Consider the following 17,164-nt stretch of genomic DNA (forward strand, 5'->3'; position numbering starts at 1 on the left):
ATGAACGATAAACTATGTATTTTAATTTGTGAAAGTTTCAAAGCTGAAGTGGAGAGTATGCTAGGGGGATTGAAAAATGGAGAGATTGAATTTAAATACTATTCAATGGATTGTATAAATTGCAATCGTCAAAGACAGAAATTATATGATGGCCTTATTGCATCAGGTTATTGCAGCGACTCAGTTATTTTGCTACCAACTCAGAAGGGATCTGGAAAAGATGAGAATCTTGTTGGTGAAAGTATTTTCAATTCATGTCTTTCATTATTGGCCGGAGGTGATCTAATAAATTACCTTTCTTCAATGGGGTATTATTTAACTACACCAGGTTGGCTAAAAAGATGGAAGCATATTATTATAGACATATATGGATTTAATCAAGAAACTGCACGTGAATTTTTTTCAGAATACTGTAAAAAGGTGGTTCTTATTGACAGTGGCGTATATAGCAATATCTTACTTGATTTAATAGAGTTTTCAGAATATATAGGAATGAAATATGAAATTATAGATGTAGGTTTGGATTGCTTTTCAAGCACTATAAATAATTCATATAAAAATTGGAAAGTTAATAGATTAGAATACATTTTAAATTTAAAAAACAAGCAGGTCACTGATTATGCTCTTGTATTTGATTTTCTTGAAAAAAAAGCAACACTTTTAAAACGTGAAGAACTGATTAAGAATATTTTTACTTTATTTGAAATGTTGACTGGTGCTGAGCATCTCGCATTTCTTCCTATAATTGAACATAAAAAAGGAGAAATAATTTTCCATCAAGAGAAGTCGTATAAAAGTGAACTATATGATATCGACAACTCAAAATTTAGGCAATGTTATTTTCTTACTTCCTCAGGAGCAGGATTTATTTTCAAGATAACTTTTAATAATGAATTAATGGGTTATATGGAAGTGGAAGATATCATGTTTCCTAATTATATGGAAAGATACTTAGATTTATCAAAAACAATCATGATAATTCTAGGAATAATGCTTTTTAATTCAAAGATTTATGAGAAATTAATTGATACAAATGAGGAACTTCTTTCATTGAATAACGAGCTTGAGGTTCTTGTTGATAAACGTACTTCTCAACTGTTGGAGGTTAATGGAAACCTTGAAGAAACAAACTGTATGTTAGAAGAAGAAATCGAAGGGCATAAGTTAACTGAGACTAAGCTTAAGGCTGCAAAAGAGGAAGCAGAAAGAGCAAACTCGGCTAAAAGTCAGTTTCTGGCAAATATGAGTCATGAAATAAGGACACCTATGAATGGGATTATGGGAATGACTAGCTTATTGGAATTTTCAAAGTTGACAGATGAGCAAATTGACATAGTAAAAATGATTGAAACTTCTTCAAAACATCTTCTTCAGATTATTAATGATATACTTGATCTCTCAGTAATGGATGTAGGCAAGATCGAACTAAAGCCAGAACGTATAAATATATTTAATTTAATGAATGAAAGTAGAAATTTGTTTACATATTTAGCGGAGAATAAAGGACTGAAGCTTGAGATTATTGTTGACAATAATTTACCGAATGAAATTATATTAGATAAGGGTAGATTAATGCAAGTTTTAAGCAATTTAATAGGAAATGCAATTAAGTTTACTGAAAAAGGTAAAATTCAAGTATCCGTAGATAAAGTTGAGGATAAAGATAATAAAGTGATGCTAATGTTTTCTGTAAAAGATACAGGGATTGGAATTAAGGAAGAAGACATTCCGAGATTATTTAATTATTTTACGCAGTTAGATATATCGGCTTCAAAAAAATTTCAAGGGACTGGTCTGGGGCTTGCTATTTCTAAAAATATCGTTGAACTTATGGGGGGAGAAATATCTGTTGAAAGTCAGTATGGTAAAGGAAGTACATTCTACTTTACTTGTTTGTTTGATATTGCTAGTGATAGTAAGGAATCATCAAATATTCAAAAAGTGTGTATAGATAACAAGGCTTATCATGAAACTAGTATATTACAAGTTGAAGATGATATTATCAGCCAGAGATTTATGAATCAATTATGTAAGCTTGCAGGGTGGAAAATAAAAATAGCTTCAAATGGATTAGAAGCATTGAATATGCTTGAAAATGAGGATTTTGATATAATTCTTATGGATATTCAGATGCCAGATATGAGCGGAATCGAACTTACAAAAATAATTCGGGAAAAAGAAAAGTTAACTGGTAAACATATTACTATAATCGCAATGACAGCATATGCAATGGGAGGAGATAGAGATATATGCATTAATACAGGTATGGATGATTATATTAGTAAACCAATTGAAGTTATGAAACTTAAAGAAGTTGTTACTAAGTATAGCAACAGTTATAAATAGAGTATTTATAAAATATTAAAAGATCTAAAAGCTTATACATAAACTGCACAATGGGATGCGAAGAAAAGTAAGATTGGTACGGATTATATTCACTAATTAGTTAGGCGATTTTATATGTCTTTAAGATGGTGAATTATAAAGGTAGTTCTTCGTCATCAACATGAAACCTACGAAAATTTGGAATTCGGATTTTCGTGGGTTTTTATTTTGTGGAAAATAAATTTATTATTATTAAACTTCCAATAATTTTCAATTATATATTTGTATTGATATTGCCTTTTGTGGTAACAATTATTATATCCGAAGTAGTTTATAGAATTCCTAGAATTAGGTTTCTATTTGGCATAAAGAAAAATAATTATAAACAGTTTGAATATAAATAAATAATTATTACCTAGACTTCTCTCATCCTTTATGAATAGTGTGTATGTTAATTTTGAAGATATTATTTCATTTTGTTCTTTTGATGTTTTTAAAATGGTGAAGGAATTTCTAATATAAAGCGAGTTTAAATAGAATATGTTTTTTATAAAAGTGGGAAATTTATAGTATAAAAATTATTTTATGAAAGTCAGTTAAAAATCTTAAAAAATGTATTGCATAACTAAAAGAAAAGTGTTATTATGAAAACGTAGTCTAGAGAGAGGTTCTTAGAGAGGGGCTTTTAGTAGACTATAATGAAATAATAATAAATAATATCTAGCATGTTACTGATTCGATCAGGCATAAGCATAGAGAAGTAAAATGAAGTAATATTTATTCGTTAAAACACATATTTTGTACAGTTTTTATAGGGTATTATCATATTTTTTTATGATTTAATTTAGTGTACAAATATTGTGACGATATACGAATATATACTATTGTTTTATTTCCAAATGCTTATGCCTTTTGTTTTTGTAACAAATAAAAAATAGGAGGTATAAAAATGGTAGGAATTATTCTTGCTAGTCACGGAGAATTTGCTAAAGGCATCATGCAATCTGGTGCGATGATTTTCGGAGAACAAGAAAACGTAAAAGCTGTTACGCTTATGCCTAGCGAAGGACCTGATGATCTTAGAGCAAAAATGAAAGATGCAATCGCATCCTTTGACAACCAAGATGAGGTTTTATTCTTAGTTGATCTTTGGGGTGGTACACCATTCAACCAAGCAAATATGCTATTTGAAGAACATAAAGATAAATGGGCTATTGTAGCTGGTTTGAATTTACCAATGTTGATTGAAACTTATGGTGCACGTCTTTCAATGGAATCTGCTCATGAAATTGCAGCTTATATCTTAAATGCAGGTAAAGAAGGAGTTAAAGTTAAACCCGAAGAGTTAGAACCAGCAGATACTGGTAATGCTTCAGGAGCGGGAGCAGGGCAATCTAATGCAGGTGCACCTGGATCGTTTGAATACGTTTTAGCTCGTATCGACTCTCGTTTACTTCATGGTCAAGTAGCAACTGCTTGGACAAAAACTGTAAATCCTACACGAATTATTGTCGTGTCAGATGATGTAGCTAGAGATACTCTTCGTAAGAATTTGATCACGCAAGCTTCTCCTCCGGGGGTTAAGGCTCATGTTGTTCCAGTTGATCATATGATTAAACTTGCAAAAGATGATAAGCATTTTGGAGGCCAACGTGCAATGCTTCTTTTTGAAAATCCAAAAGATGTGCTTAGAGCTGTAGAAGGCGGAATACCGCTAAAGACAATCAATGTTGGTTCAATGGCTCACTCTCCAGGTAAGGTTCAACCAAGCAAAGTTTTAGCTTTCAATCAAGAAGATATCGATATATTTAATAAGCTTAAACAAGCTGGACTTACTTTTGATGTGCGTAAAGTACCAAATGATTCAAAAGCAAATATGGACGAAATACTTAAAAAAGCACAAGATGAATTAAAAAAATTAAAATAATCTAGTTATTTAGAGAAAAAGGAGGATTAATAACCATGACTTTAAATATAGTTCAAATTATATTAGTCATTTTAATAGCATTTTTAGCTGGTGTAGAAGGTATCTTAGATGAATTCCAATTTCACCAACCGATAATTGCTTGTACGTTAATTGGCTTGGTTACAGGTAATTTACTACCATGCTTAATCTTAGGTGGTACTCTTCAAATGATAGCCTTAGGTTGGGCAAATATTGGTGCTGCTGTAGCACCTGATGCAGCATTAGCCGCTGTTGCATCTGCAATCATTTTAGTTCTTGGAGGTCAAGGTGAAGCAGGAGTTGCTTCAGCAATCGCTATTGCTGTTCCTTTAGCAGTTGCAGGATTATTATTAACAATTATTTGTCGTACACTTGCTACAGCGTTCGTACATTTTATGGATGCTGCTGCTAAAGAAGGAAATCTTAGAGCTATTGATATGTGGCAAATCGCTGCTATTTGTTTACAAGGTGTACGTATTGCGATTCCATCAGCTTTAATATTAGCAATCGGTGCTGGTCCTATTAGTTCATTACTTGCTGCTATGCCTACTTGGTTAACTGGTGGTTTAGCAATTGGTGGTGGAATGGTTGTAGCTGTTGGTTATGCAATGGTAATCAACATGATGGCTACAAAAGAAGTATGGCCATTCTTCGCAATTGGTTTTGTATTAGCAACTGTTTCACAAATTACACTTATCGGACTTGGTGCAATAGGTGTAGCTTTAGCACTTCTTTACTTAGCACTTAGCAAACAAGGTGGCTCAGGTAATGGTGGAAGTTCAAATACTGGTGATCCTTTAGGGGATCTAATAGATAGATACTAAGAAGGGAGAGGAAACGAAAATGTCAAAAGAATTAAAATTAACAAAAAAAGACCGTATTTCTGTTTGGTTCCGTTCATTTTTCCTTCAAGGTTCTTGGAACTATGAAAGAATGCAAAATGGTGGTTGGGCATTTGCAATGATTCCAGCAATCAGAAAATTATATAAGACTAAAGAAGAGAGAGCTGCAGCATTAGAACGTCACTTAGAGTTCTTTAACACTCACCCATATGTAGCTTCACCAGTTGTTGGTGTAACATTAGCTTTGGAAGAAGAACGTGCAAATGGTGCACCAATCGACAATGTAACTATTCAAGGTGTTAAGATTGGTATGATGGGACCTTTAGCTGGTATCGGAGATCCAGTTTTCTGGTTTACTGTAAGACCAATTTTAGGAGCATTAGCTGCTTCACTTGCTCTAGGTGGTAACATCCTTGGGCCAATTATATTCTTCTTCGCTTGGAATATTATCCGTATGGCATTTATGTGGTATACACAAGAGTTTGGTTACAAAGCAGGATCTCGTATTAGTGAAGATTTATCAGGTAATATGCTACAAGATATTACAAAAGGAGCATCTATCCTTGGTATGTTCATCTTAGGATCGTTAGTTAATAGATGGGTATCTGTTAAATTTGCACCAGTAGTATCATCTGTTAAATTAAGTGATGGTGCATTTATTGATTGGAGCAAACTTCCTGCTGGAGCAGAGGGTGTTAAGCAAGCTCTATTACAACAAGCATCTGGTATGTCATTAACTGATACTAAGATTACAACACTACAAAATAACTTAGATTCATTAATTCCTGGATTCGTAGGATTATTAATTACACTTCTTTGTATGTGGTTACTTAAGAGGAAGGTATCTCCAATTATCATAATTCTTGGATTATTCATAATTGGTATTGTTTTCCACTTAATCGGTTTAATGTAGTACTTTTTTACTTAGCCTAGGCTTTTTAGCCTGGGCTTTTGTTAACAATATTAATAGTGTCACTTTTAATAGACTTTGGAATAATTGATAAAAACATGTAAAGAATATATAATAAAAATAAATGTGTATATAAGTAGAAAAGAGGTAGATAGGATGGTTGAGTCACTCAATACAAAGGTGGATCTAGCAATTGATGCAACATCTTTTGCTGGCGTTGCAGATTACGGCAAGATTATGATAGGTGACAAAGGTTTTGAGTTCTATAATTCTCGTGATTATCGTAAATTTATTCAAATTCCTTGGGAAGAAGTTGACTATGTCATTGCATCTGTATTATTTAAAGGAAAATGGATTCCACGATATGCAATTCGAACGAAGAAAAATGGAACATATACTTTTTCTTCTAAAGAAGCAAAGAAAGTGCTTCGTGCTGTTCGAAATTATGTTGATCCAAATCATATGGTTTATTCATTAAGTTTTGTTGATGTAGTAAAAAGAGCGGTGAAATCGGTATTTAAGAAGAGTTGATGGACTAAAGAAATTGTGATTAAATTAGGTGAAAAATAATTTGATTTTGGCTAGTAGTTGAAAGTATTAAATAGAAAAGTGAAAAATTTTCAAATGAATGGATTGAATTTTAGGATAAGACTAGATTAGTATTAATATTAATCTAGTTTTTTTTGTTGAGCAGAAAATATTTGTAACATAATTGTATCGTATTTGTAAAATCTATATATCGAAGTGATATTTAAGAATAATTTAAGTTATAATGGGTGAAAAGGAGGAGGAATTATGGCTCAAAAAAGAATTTTGATCATTGAAGATGAAGATTCCATATCAGATTTAATTTCATTATATCTTGAAAAAGAAAATTTTATTACTACAGTATCTAATACTGGCCAGGATGGCATTGAGCTTGTAGATAGATTTAAACCTGATTTAATACTACTTGATTTAATGCTTCCAGACATAAGTGGATTTGAAGTATGTAAAAAAATTTCCAGCAAATATATTATACCTATCATTATGATTACTGCTAAGTCTGATACTATAGATAAAATATTGGGCATGGAGCTTGGAGCAGATGACTATATTACAAAACCTTTTGATATAAGAGAGGTAATTGTTAGGATAAAGACTGTTTTCAGAAGGATAGATCTAATAGCTGAGGCCTCAGAAGCTAATAATTCTAGTGTAATAAAGCTGAGTAATGGGATTGAAATATATGAAGAAAGTTATGAAATTTTAAAAAATAATGAAAAAATAGAATTTACTAATAGGGAATATAGTTTATTATTATTCTTGGCTAAAAACAAAGGAAAAGTTATTTCTAGAGAGGAATTATTGGATAAAGTGTGGGGATATGATTTCATTGGAGACAGCAGAACTGTAGATATTCATATTCAAAGAATAAGGAAAAAATTAGATGAAACAAAAGGTGTATCTGTGATTGAAACTGTCTTTGGAGTTGGATACAAATTAATAGGATGAGGAAGCTATTATGAAAAATTCAATACAATCGAAAATTTTAATTTCATTTTCTATTATTATATATATAGGTCTTTCTATACTTCTTTTTGCTTCCTATAAACTTACTGAGCAAAATGATAATAACATAGTTTACGCTGATATGATTGAAGCAAAAAAAAATATGGATCAATATTTAAGACAATACTTTTTAATTAATAATATTGATTTTAATGAGGCTTCAATAATAGCAAATGCTAATGATATATCAGTGCAATTGAGTTCAATCGTTGGAGACAATGCGGAGATCTATAATTTAAATGGTAATGAAATATCGCATAATTCAGAGAAAAATAATATAGAGAATGATAATAATAAAGATTTAACTGATGCAATGAACGGGAAAATCAGCTATGTTACAACCTTTTACGGGGATAAGGCCAAGGTTAGCTTATCGTATCCCATAGAGGTAGATGAAAATTATATTGGAATTCTAAGATACACAAAAGATTATACACAACTTTTCAATAGTACTAAAAGATTTAGATATGTTATTAATATTCTTGTTATAGTAATTTTTAGTATGGTATTCATAGCAGCAGCTATCATATCAAGAAGAATTACTAAACCTATTAAAAAACTTGAAGAGATTACGGAAGAGATATCAAATGGTAATTTTGACATTAACATAGATGTAAATTCGGATGATGAAATAGGGGATTTGGCAAAAAGATTTAAAATGATGGTAAAAAAAATAGAAGAACAGATAGAAATTATACGAGGAGATAGAGACATGTTAAAGGAATTGCAAGCTCAGAATAAAATTTTCTTTGATAATGTAACACATGAGCTTAAGACTCCGATTACTGTAATCATGGGATATGCACAGGCTATACAAGATAATGAGATCACTAATAAGAAATTATTCGATAAATCAATTGCTTATATCTTTAATGAAAGTAAAAGATTAAATAATATGGTGGTGGAATTATTAGAACTTTCGAAAACTTCCTCAACAAATTTTAGTTATCACTTTGAAAATGTTGATATTTCTGAACTTATAAGAATGACTACTGATGAAATGAAGATTAAAGGGAAAAAATATAATATTAATATTTGCTGTAGTGTAATGGATAATCTTTTGTTAAAGGGTGACAGAGAAAGATTAAAGGAAGTTCTGATTAATCTTATCGATAATTCAATAAAATATGGAAAGGTGAATTCTAAAGTTGAGGTAAGTGCTTATAAAGAGAGTAATACCATTCTTATAAGAGTTAAGGATGAGGGAGAGGGGATCTCGGAAGAAAATATTGAAAAACTGTTTGAGCCTTTTTATAGAGCATCAAAAAAGATTTCCAGAGAATTAGGCAGTGCAGGACTTGGGTTAACTATAGTCAAAAGCATTATTGAAAAACATGGAGGAAATATTGAGGTTAAAAGCAAGATAAATGAAGGCACCGAAGTAATTATAAGATTTGAGGAGCATGAGTTATGCTAAAGTTTAATGATTTTAAAAAGCTAAGAAATTCTTTCTCATTATTTATAACTTTATGCATTTTTATCTTTGGTTTTTATATGATAGGATTTATTTGCATGAAGAATAGTAACACAACAAATCCCGTGATAATAGAAAAAGATCTGTTTACGGATTCTAACTTAAATAAGAGAGTTCAGGACTTTGTAATAAGTCATGTTGAACAAATAAAGATTCCTAATATTTATTATAACAAGTATGACTATATTGATAATCATCTAATGGAAGCCATGGTATATGATTCAGAAACGGGAATGCCAGAATTAAGCATCTTTGATAAAAATAATAGTAATATTTCTTATTTGAATAATAATATGGATTCCTCCTATATGGGAAAGATGAATGCAGCTTATACTTTTGAACAAAAAATAATGATGAATCTGTATAGTGATACCAGCAGTAATTATAATGAATTTCATCAAGATATATCTCCAGATGGACAGAAAATATTAGAACTCTTTGCAAATGATGACTATACCATTGGAACTAAACTATATGATGTTGCACTTAAAGAAGAAACATCTACTTATGATGAAGCTTTTCCTGTATGCTGGCTTCCAGATAGCAGTGGATTTGTAGGGGTAGATGACTATTTATTTATACAAAGTGTAAAAAGCGTAGAAAGAAAAAATTTGTTAAAGGTAGATGAGATTATAGGTAAAACTACTGACGAGGCATCAGAAAAGAGAAACTTTGCTTTAGAAAATTTAACTGGGGGCATTGATCTTAAGGTATCTAAAGATGGGAAGTATGCATACATTTTTTCAAGAAACACAGAGGAAAACAATTTGACTAACTTATTTAGTGTGAATCTAGAGGATGGGACTTTTACCAAGACAGATGTGCAAGGGATAATTAATAATATGGTATCTTTATCTTCAGATACGTTATTGATACAAGGTAAAATAAGCGGAAAAACTGGGACTTTTTTATATAATATAAAGGAAAATGACTTTAAAAACATTCTTAGGGAAGAAGCATTAAGCATTCAGGTATCTCCTGATGGAGAAAAAATAGCCTATACTGTACAAAACGGTGATACAAGAGATATACATATGGCTTATATAAATTCTGATAATATTAGTAATGACGAAGTGATTTATACGGATCGTAACTATATATCTACAATAAGATGGACTAGAGACAGCAGAAGGTTGTCATGTATAGTAAATAACATAATATATGAATTTTCTTTCAAGAATATGTGATATTGTAATAAGAAATAATGATTAAACAGTTTGTTTACAAATCTGAAATAACTGTCATTATCTCTGAAATATATGGGAGCTATAATAGAAGTATGGAATAGAACTTAACTCTTATTAGATAAGATTAAAAAAAAGATAACTCACATGTGTGATAATATTAAGAAGAAATTTAGAGTTAAGATTATTCTAAATAAAATTATTAAGGAGATTATTTATCATGAAAAAAACAATGATAGTAGCTGCTATTGCTGCAGTGATGGTTACTTCAATTTCAAGTTATGCTGCAACTAATATTAATCAAAAGGCTTCAAATGAAAGTACACAAAACTTGGCAGTAGAGTCTAATGGTGTAGAAGTCACAAACAATCAAGAGAAGTCTAATGGGAACATAGAATATACAAAAATAACATATACTACGGAAAAAGACGGGTTATCTGACATTACTGAAACTTGGGTGAATCCAAAGACTTTTGATTTTAGACAGGATATAAAAAGATCAGGTGCTGTAAGTGAAAGTGAAGTACAGAAGAATGATGACGCGAAAAAAGATGCAGAAAAAAAGAAGGCAGCAGTAGCTGATAGCCCAAAGTACACAAGTACTTATATTGAAAATAGTGGAAAACACGTAGCAAATATAATAAGAGATGATAATGGAAATTCAGTAAAAGGTAATGAATATGATGTAACTCAAAAAGAGGCGGATTCTGAGGTACAAATTATACAAAAGAATCAAACATTTGCTGCTATGAAGTCATTATATGCTAATCCAGCAGATTGGAAAGATGAAGGTACAGAGACTACTTCAGACGGGAAAGTATTAAAGAAAATTTCATCTGGGGACAAAAATGGAGAGGAAATGCATCTTCTTTATCTTAATGAAGATGGCCTTCCAGTTAAATCAGAATTATATATGAATGGACAACTTGCTGGAGTGGGTACTATGGAATATAAGCTTATTCAAGATGATGGAAAGATTTTTGATACAAGTGGAGTACAATTACAGCCGCTTAATATAGAGCAAAGTAAATAAGAAAATCTATATAAAGACTATCAAATATTATTAATTAATAAAAATAAATTTATAATGAAAACATAATATGTGCCGGATTCCAAATGTTATGTATCTCCTTTACCATGACCATGAAACCTACGACCATTTGCATGTGGCTTAAATAGCTGCTTACAAGTGGTCGTGTTTTTTTATTGTAGCTCTATTTATAATGAATTTTAATTAGATAATAATATTTGTTTTAATTTTATAGTATTACTGATTTATAAAAGTAACCTCTAATGGATCTTTATCAACTAATCTTGGATAAGTATATTTAGGATATCCCACCATAATAGCACCAGTGATTTTCTTATTTTCAGGGATGTTAAATAATTTAAGTAATGGAGAATTATCTTTCATAGCAATTCTTTCAAACATCCCCGCCCAACATGATCCTAAGCCTAGTGTTGGCGCATATAGCTCCAAATATGTTAATGAAAGAATTGAATTTTCTCTTCCTCGTGGAAAGTTTGAATTAGCAGTTGCTAGGACAAGGCTAGATGCTCCACGCAAAATTGTATCAATTCCTTTTTCACGGTATGGCTTTGTAAATTCACTCGATACATTATCCTTTTCAAATTCTTCAATGACAATTTTAACAGCTTTATCAAGTATTTTTCTATCATCAATGATAGTATAAGATATTCCTTGAAGATTATGTCCACTAGGAGCAAAATGTGCAATATTCACAAGATCTATTAATTTTTCTCTTTGGACAGGAGTTTCTTTATATGAACGGATTGAACGCCTTGAACGAAGAAAGTTTTCTGCTTCCTCAGGACTTAGTTTTGGAAATTTTTTCGAGCTGGTTTGATTGGCTAATGGTGTTTTTATATTATCAATTGCTTTCATTGGGCATATAGCTACACAATGACCACAGGAAATACACTCATCACCGCAAATTTCTTTAGGTCCATTTTCACTAAGTTCTAATACACGTTCTGGGCACTCATTTACGCACAAACCACATTTAATACATTTATCTTGATTTACAGTTATCAAATTCATTTTTATCTTCTCCTTTACTTTAAACATATTCAGCTAAATAATAAGGTTTATTTAATAGGTATCATTGTATTAAAGATATATATAGATTTCCAATTTAAGAATTCAATTTATTAGATGAACATATTTATAAAGCTTCTAAAATTTTAAGTTTATATCTTCACTAGAAATCATAAATATAATGAAAGTAAATTCTTTTTAATCCATTATACAATTAAAGAATTCTTTTAAATAGATGATAAATTATCATAGGATAAATAGTCATGGCAGTATTACTACTAAATAATTTTTTTAGGAATATCAGCTTGTTATTTTTGTATTATATTTTGAAGCATTTCACAAATTACTGATGAGTTGGTTGATTTTTAGAGGTAAATGCACTTGAGGATTTAGTGTTATTTTCTCTATTTAAAAGATTATTAGTGATTAAATAATAAACACACGCTAGTAAAAGTACACTGCAACTTGCAATTGTAATTCCAATAACACCAAATGAATGATATACAGAGGTACTTATCCATGAACCAAGGGACCCACCTAAGTAATATCCAACCATGTAAAGGGAATTTAATCTACTGTGATTTTGGAGACTAAGTTTATAAATACGTCCTTGGTTTAAAGACATATTCATTCTTGAACCAACATCTAAAGTAAAGGTCACAAGAATTATAATTATAAGTTTAGACCAGCCTATACCTAAGATTAAAAAAGAGATAAACATTATAGCTAAAGCAAAAAGGTTCCATAAGCTTACTTTTTTGCTATTTGTAAGTTTTCCAGAAAATCCAGCGGCTAACGCACCTGCTATACCTAAAAAGCCGAAGAGTCCAACTATTGCACTTCCATAATTATAAGGAGAACTTTCTAAAATAAAGGACAATGAGACCCAGAAAATATTAAAGGCACAAAAGGCAGCAGCACCAAAAACTATTGTTTCTCTTAATACTTTTTCTTTTTTTAATAATGGAGGTAAAGATAGTATGATATTTTTATATGAACTTTCCTTTTCTACATTATCCTTTGGGAGAGAATAAAATAAGTATACTGCAAAAATTAATAGAACTATTGCTGCAAATTCATGTACTCCTCTCCAGCCAATTAATTGGCCTAGAACTCCACCTAGAACTCTACCGAGTAAAACTCCAAGAAATACTCCGGTTAATAAGTGACCAACTATTATACCTCGTTTTTCTGACGAAATATTTGACGAAACAAATGGGATTATAAGCTGTGCCGAAACACTTGAAATCCCCATAAAAAAGCCTACAATTACTATTAAATTAAAGGTAGAGACTAAAGTCATTAAATATAATAATATAGCTGAACAAATAATACTTAAAATGACTAATAGTTTTCTACTATACCTGTCTCCTAGTGGAACAATGAACAACAATCCCATTGTATAGCCCATCTGTATAGCTGTTACAAGCTTACCAGATGATGAAGCAGGCATAAAAAAATCATTGGAAATATTGGTCAATAAAACTTGATCGTAGTACAAATTAGCTACTATAATTGCACAAATAATTGATAAAATTAATAATAATTTGTTTGAAAAATTTTTGTTTTCTAAAGCTTTATTCATTTTCACATCTTCCTCTCTATAGCTTATGAAGATAGTGTATAATGAAAGTATTATTTTAAATAGAACCTAAGTTATCATATGATTAATAATACTATGTTTAGCAGACCTTAATCATAATTCTAAAAATATTGCAAGAATTTTAGCCGCAATTGTGAAATGTGCATTGTGAATTACAACATATATAATAATAAAGTTTATATGAATAGAGATGGGGCGGTAATAATGATATCTAAAAACAAAGAACTTGGATTATTTTTAAAAAAGAAAAGATCCACATTAAGACCAGAACAATTTGGACTCAAATTTGATAAAAAAAGAAGGGTGAAAGGATTAAAGAGAGAGGAAGTCGCTGATTTAGCTGGAGTAAGTATTGACTGGTATGTGCGTATTGAACAAGGACAAGATGTTAATCCATCAATAGATGTGTTACTTTCCTTGAGTAGAGTTTTGCAATTAAATAATGAAGAAAAAATATATTTATTTAATTTATCAGATAAGAAATTACCTGTAGAAGACTTTGCAGCTGTTACTATTTCTAATACATTACAAAAATTCTTAGACAATCAAAATCCAAGTATAGCTTATGTTACTGATAGTAAATTAACAATGATTGGATGGAATATGGCGGCACTAAAAGTTTATGGTAATTATGAAGAAATGAATGAAAAAGAAAGAAACTCGGTTTGGAGAGCTTTTAATGATGATTATCTAAAAGAACTGTTAGATAATTGGGAAGGGCATTCTAAATTGCGTGTTGAACAATTGAGAGCAAATTACGGCTATTATGAGAATGATAATACAATAAATGCAATTATAAATGAATTAAATGAAAAAGATCCTCTATTTAATAAATGGTGGAATAATCAAGGTATTATGGGAACACCAGAAGGTCAAAAACTTTTGCATCATCCTTTAGTAGGGGATTTATACTTAAGTTATATTTCATTTAGGTCCACAGAAATAGAGGGAGCAAGTATCACCATTCAAATGCCTATAGATGATGACACGAAAAATAAATTAAAACAGCTTATCTTAGAATAAATAATATTTATCATTAAGCTTATTGCTCTTAATGGAATCATAATTATGCCATATTTTTAGCACAAGAATTCAGAATAATGTATCACGTTATTTCTTTCCAGTAATAGTCATAAAAGCTCTGTAAATTATAAATTGATTTATAAAGTTAACTTGTAACAAAAACGGAAGTGAGTTATAATTGTTGATAATATCAATTAATTTGGAGGCGAATATGAGAAACGAAGAGATAATTAGAAAAGAGGTAAGATTAATTGTGAGAGAATTAGGGCTGCTTAATCACAATTGCTTAAATTCTGAATTGACACTAGCTCAAGCTCATATATTAAATTACATAAAACAAAATGGAAAAACTCCTTTTAATGAATTGCTAATAAATTTGGGTATTGATAAGGCTTCATTAAGCAGGATACTTAATAATCTGGAGGCTAAAAATTATTTGGAGCTGAAGAAATCTGAAGCTGATAAAAGAATGAAAGATATTTGTATTCTTCCATTAGGTATTGAGGCTATAAATAGTGGAGACCATGAAGCAAATAAATTTATTAATGATATTTTAAATTTAGGTGATAGTGAGGATACAGAAAATATTGTAGGAGCATTTAGATTATTTCGCGTTCTTGCATTAAAAAACAATCTCAAGAAGAATGATTCTAGAATATTAATAGAAAGAATTTCTGAAAATTATATAAAAGAAGCAATTAAATTAGCAACAGAAGTATTTACTAATGAGCAAAGTATTCCAGCAGAATTGGTTCCAGTGAGTGAAAATTTAAAACCAATTTGGTGGTGCGCAAGAGTGGGAGAAGATATTATTGGCGTAGTATCAGCATGGAAAGAAAAAGACAAATGGCATTGGGGAAGATTTGCCGTTGATAAAAGATTGAGAGGCATAGGAATAGGTCAAAAGCTTGCTATAGCTTCATTAAAAGAAATTTTTAATTCTTATACTGACGAAATTTACATTGAAGCAAGAGATGCAACTCTAAATATGTTAATGAAATTTGAATGCAAAGTAATTGGAGAGGCAGAAGATTTTTATGGTGAACCTGTAACTCCAATAATATTAAGTAAAAATAATTTTATTAAGAGATGTAATTAAAGAAAAGCATCAATTTAATTTAGTAGCAAAAGATTATTTTAAAGGCAATATTACTAACTAAATCATAAAAATTATCCTTTTTATATGAAACTAGTTTGAACATAATTTATGAGGCAAACTTAGTTAGCGATTAACTCAGCAGTGAAACTCATGAAAATCTAACATTTTGATTTTCGTGAGTTATTTTAGTTTTTTTAAAGTTATAGAAAAAAATTTATAAATATTATGTTATTTTATGAATTGGGACATATATCTTAATTGAAAAGAATAGAAAAATAAAAATTTTTAGGAGGAGCAATTAAGATGAAAGAGAGAAGATATGTAAGATTCAGAGTTGATATGTATGAGGATACAAAATTTAAAATAATAGATAGAATGCCAGAAAGAGATGTTATTTATTATATTTGGACTAGAATTGTAATTTTAGCTGGGAGAGTTAATCTAGATGGCAACTTATATATGTCAAAGAACATTCCATATACATTAAAGACTTTAGCTATAGAATTTAATAGAGATGAAAATCAAGTAAAATTGGCATTAGATACATTTATAGATTTAGAAATGGTCGAAGTTGTTGAAGAAAATATTTATAAAGTAAAGAATTTTGCAAAGCATCAAAATATCAAAACAAAGGTAAAAGATATCACTGAGGATAAAGAAAAAATGAGTAAAAAGGATAGTAAGTTAAAAAGCGAAGAGACTAAAAGTGTTGAAAATATCTATGATGAAAAACATGATGGTGAAGAAGAGATTGGCAATGAAATTATTGAAAAGCAACAGCGGAAAGATAACAATGCGGGTGATATAGAGAATACCGGTGAGACTAAGAATAACATAGAAATTAAAAATGCAGGAATCAGCGATAATAAGAACATAATAAGCACGGGAAAAATTAATAGCGGACTGAAAGACCATATCCCTGTACCTTTAATAATGAATAAAAATAAGAAGTCAAAGAAAGATGTAAGGAAAAATACTGATATTCAGGTTACCGACGAGGAGGATGATGAATTCGGTTTTTATGAAGGGGATAGGAAGCCTTTAGGTAAAGGCGAAAGTGTATTTAGTGAGTTTTCTTTTTAGCTTAAAAAGAAAAATACGACTTAATATTTGATTTACGTGCAAGGGTTGGAGTCATAACTATTCCCC

Annotated in this window: 14 protein-coding genes; 12 read left to right on the top strand and 2 right to left on the bottom strand. The window is 30.3% G+C overall.

Annotated elements, in window-relative coordinates:
* The 9 genes from PZA12_RS04180 (at nt 1) to PZA12_RS04220 (ending at nt 11,264) form a co-directional block, all read left to right on the top strand.
* Nucleotides 1–2,346, top strand: coding sequence for an ATP-binding protein (locus PZA12_RS04180; RefSeq protein WP_103698426.1), 2,346 nt, complete (start codon nt 1–3; stop codon nt 2,344–2,346).
* A 928-nt stretch (nt 2,347–3,274) separates the two neighbouring features.
* Nucleotides 3,275–4,252 carry a mannose/fructose/sorbose PTS transporter subunit IIA gene (locus PZA12_RS04185; RefSeq protein ID WP_077837864.1) on the top strand — a complete coding sequence of 326 codons (978 nt, stop codon included), beginning with the start codon at nt 3,275–3,277 and terminating at the stop codon, nt 4,250–4,252.
* Nucleotides 4,253–4,287: 35 nt separating this feature from the next.
* On the top strand, nt 4,288–5,094 hold the full coding sequence (locus PZA12_RS04190) for a PTS mannose/fructose/sorbose transporter subunit IIC (protein ID WP_077837865.1): 807 nt from the start codon (nt 4,288–4,290) through the stop codon (nt 5,092–5,094).
* Between the two features lie 19 nt (nt 5,095–5,113).
* A complete protein-coding gene (locus PZA12_RS04195) occupies nt 5,114–6,025 on the top strand; it encodes a PTS system mannose/fructose/sorbose family transporter subunit IID (RefSeq protein ID WP_078116039.1) in 912 nt (303 codons plus the stop codon).
* A 153-nt stretch (nt 6,026–6,178) separates the two neighbouring features.
* Nucleotides 6,179–6,553, top strand: coding sequence for a DUF956 family protein (locus PZA12_RS04200; RefSeq protein ID WP_103698427.1), 375 nt, complete (start codon nt 6,179–6,181; stop codon nt 6,551–6,553).
* A 264-nt stretch (nt 6,554–6,817) separates the two neighbouring features.
* Nucleotides 6,818–7,516, top strand: a complete 699-nt coding sequence (locus PZA12_RS04205; RefSeq protein ID WP_103698428.1) for a response regulator transcription factor — start codon at nt 6,818–6,820, stop codon at nt 7,514–7,516.
* Between the two features lie 10 nt (nt 7,517–7,526).
* The gene (locus tag PZA12_RS04210; RefSeq protein WP_103698429.1) at nt 7,527–8,990 is read left to right on the top strand and encodes a sensor histidine kinase; all 1,464 of its coding nucleotides are present in this window, start codon (nt 7,527–7,529) and stop codon (nt 8,988–8,990) included.
* Nucleotides 8,984–10,234, top strand: coding sequence for a hypothetical protein (locus PZA12_RS04215; RefSeq protein WP_103698430.1), 1,251 nt, complete (start codon nt 8,984–8,986; stop codon nt 10,232–10,234). The genes PZA12_RS04210 and PZA12_RS04215 overlap by 7 nt, the downstream gene beginning before the upstream one ends.
* A 217-nt stretch (nt 10,235–10,451) precedes the next feature.
* The gene (locus PZA12_RS04220; RefSeq protein WP_103698431.1) at nt 10,452–11,264 is read left to right on the top strand and encodes a hypothetical protein; all 813 of its coding nucleotides are present in this window, start codon (nt 10,452–10,454) and stop codon (nt 11,262–11,264) included.
* 234 nt (nt 11,265–11,498) lie between these two features.
* On the opposite strand, the gene PZA12_RS04225 is transcribed toward PZA12_RS04220, so the two are convergent.
* A complete protein-coding gene (locus PZA12_RS04225; protein WP_103698432.1) occupies nt 11,499–12,293 on the bottom strand; it encodes a nitroreductase family protein in 795 nt (264 codons plus the stop codon).
* 340 nt (nt 12,294–12,633) lie between these two features.
* A complete protein-coding gene (locus PZA12_RS04230) occupies nt 12,634–13,875 on the bottom strand; it encodes an MFS transporter (protein ID WP_103698433.1) in 1,242 nt (413 codons plus the stop codon).
* A gap of 222 nt (nt 13,876–14,097) precedes the next feature.
* On the opposite strand from PZA12_RS04230, the gene PZA12_RS04235 reads away from it, so the two are divergent.
* The 3 genes from PZA12_RS04235 to PZA12_RS04245 all read left to right on the top strand — a co-directional run bounded on the left by PZA12_RS04235 (nt 14,098) and on the right by PZA12_RS04245 (nt 17,098).
* Nucleotides 14,098–14,916 carry a helix-turn-helix domain-containing protein gene (locus PZA12_RS04235; RefSeq protein WP_103698434.1) on the top strand — a complete coding sequence of 273 codons (819 nt, stop codon included), beginning with the start codon at nt 14,098–14,100 and terminating at the stop codon, nt 14,914–14,916.
* 211 nt (nt 14,917–15,127) lie between these two features.
* Complete coding sequence (locus tag PZA12_RS04240; RefSeq protein ID WP_078116044.1) at nt 15,128–16,015, top strand: bifunctional helix-turn-helix transcriptional regulator/GNAT family N-acetyltransferase; 888 nt, start codon at nt 15,128–15,130, stop codon at nt 16,013–16,015.
* 303 nt (nt 16,016–16,318) lie between these two features.
* Nucleotides 16,319–17,098, top strand: coding sequence for a phage replisome organizer N-terminal domain-containing protein (locus tag PZA12_RS04245; protein WP_103698435.1), 780 nt, complete (start codon nt 16,319–16,321; stop codon nt 17,096–17,098).
* Nucleotides 17,099–17,164 lie beyond the last annotated feature (66 nt).

It is taken from the genome of Clostridium beijerinckii, assembly GCF_036699995.1.
Taxonomy (GTDB): Bacteria; Bacillota; Clostridia; order Clostridiales; family Clostridiaceae; genus Clostridium; species Clostridium helianthi.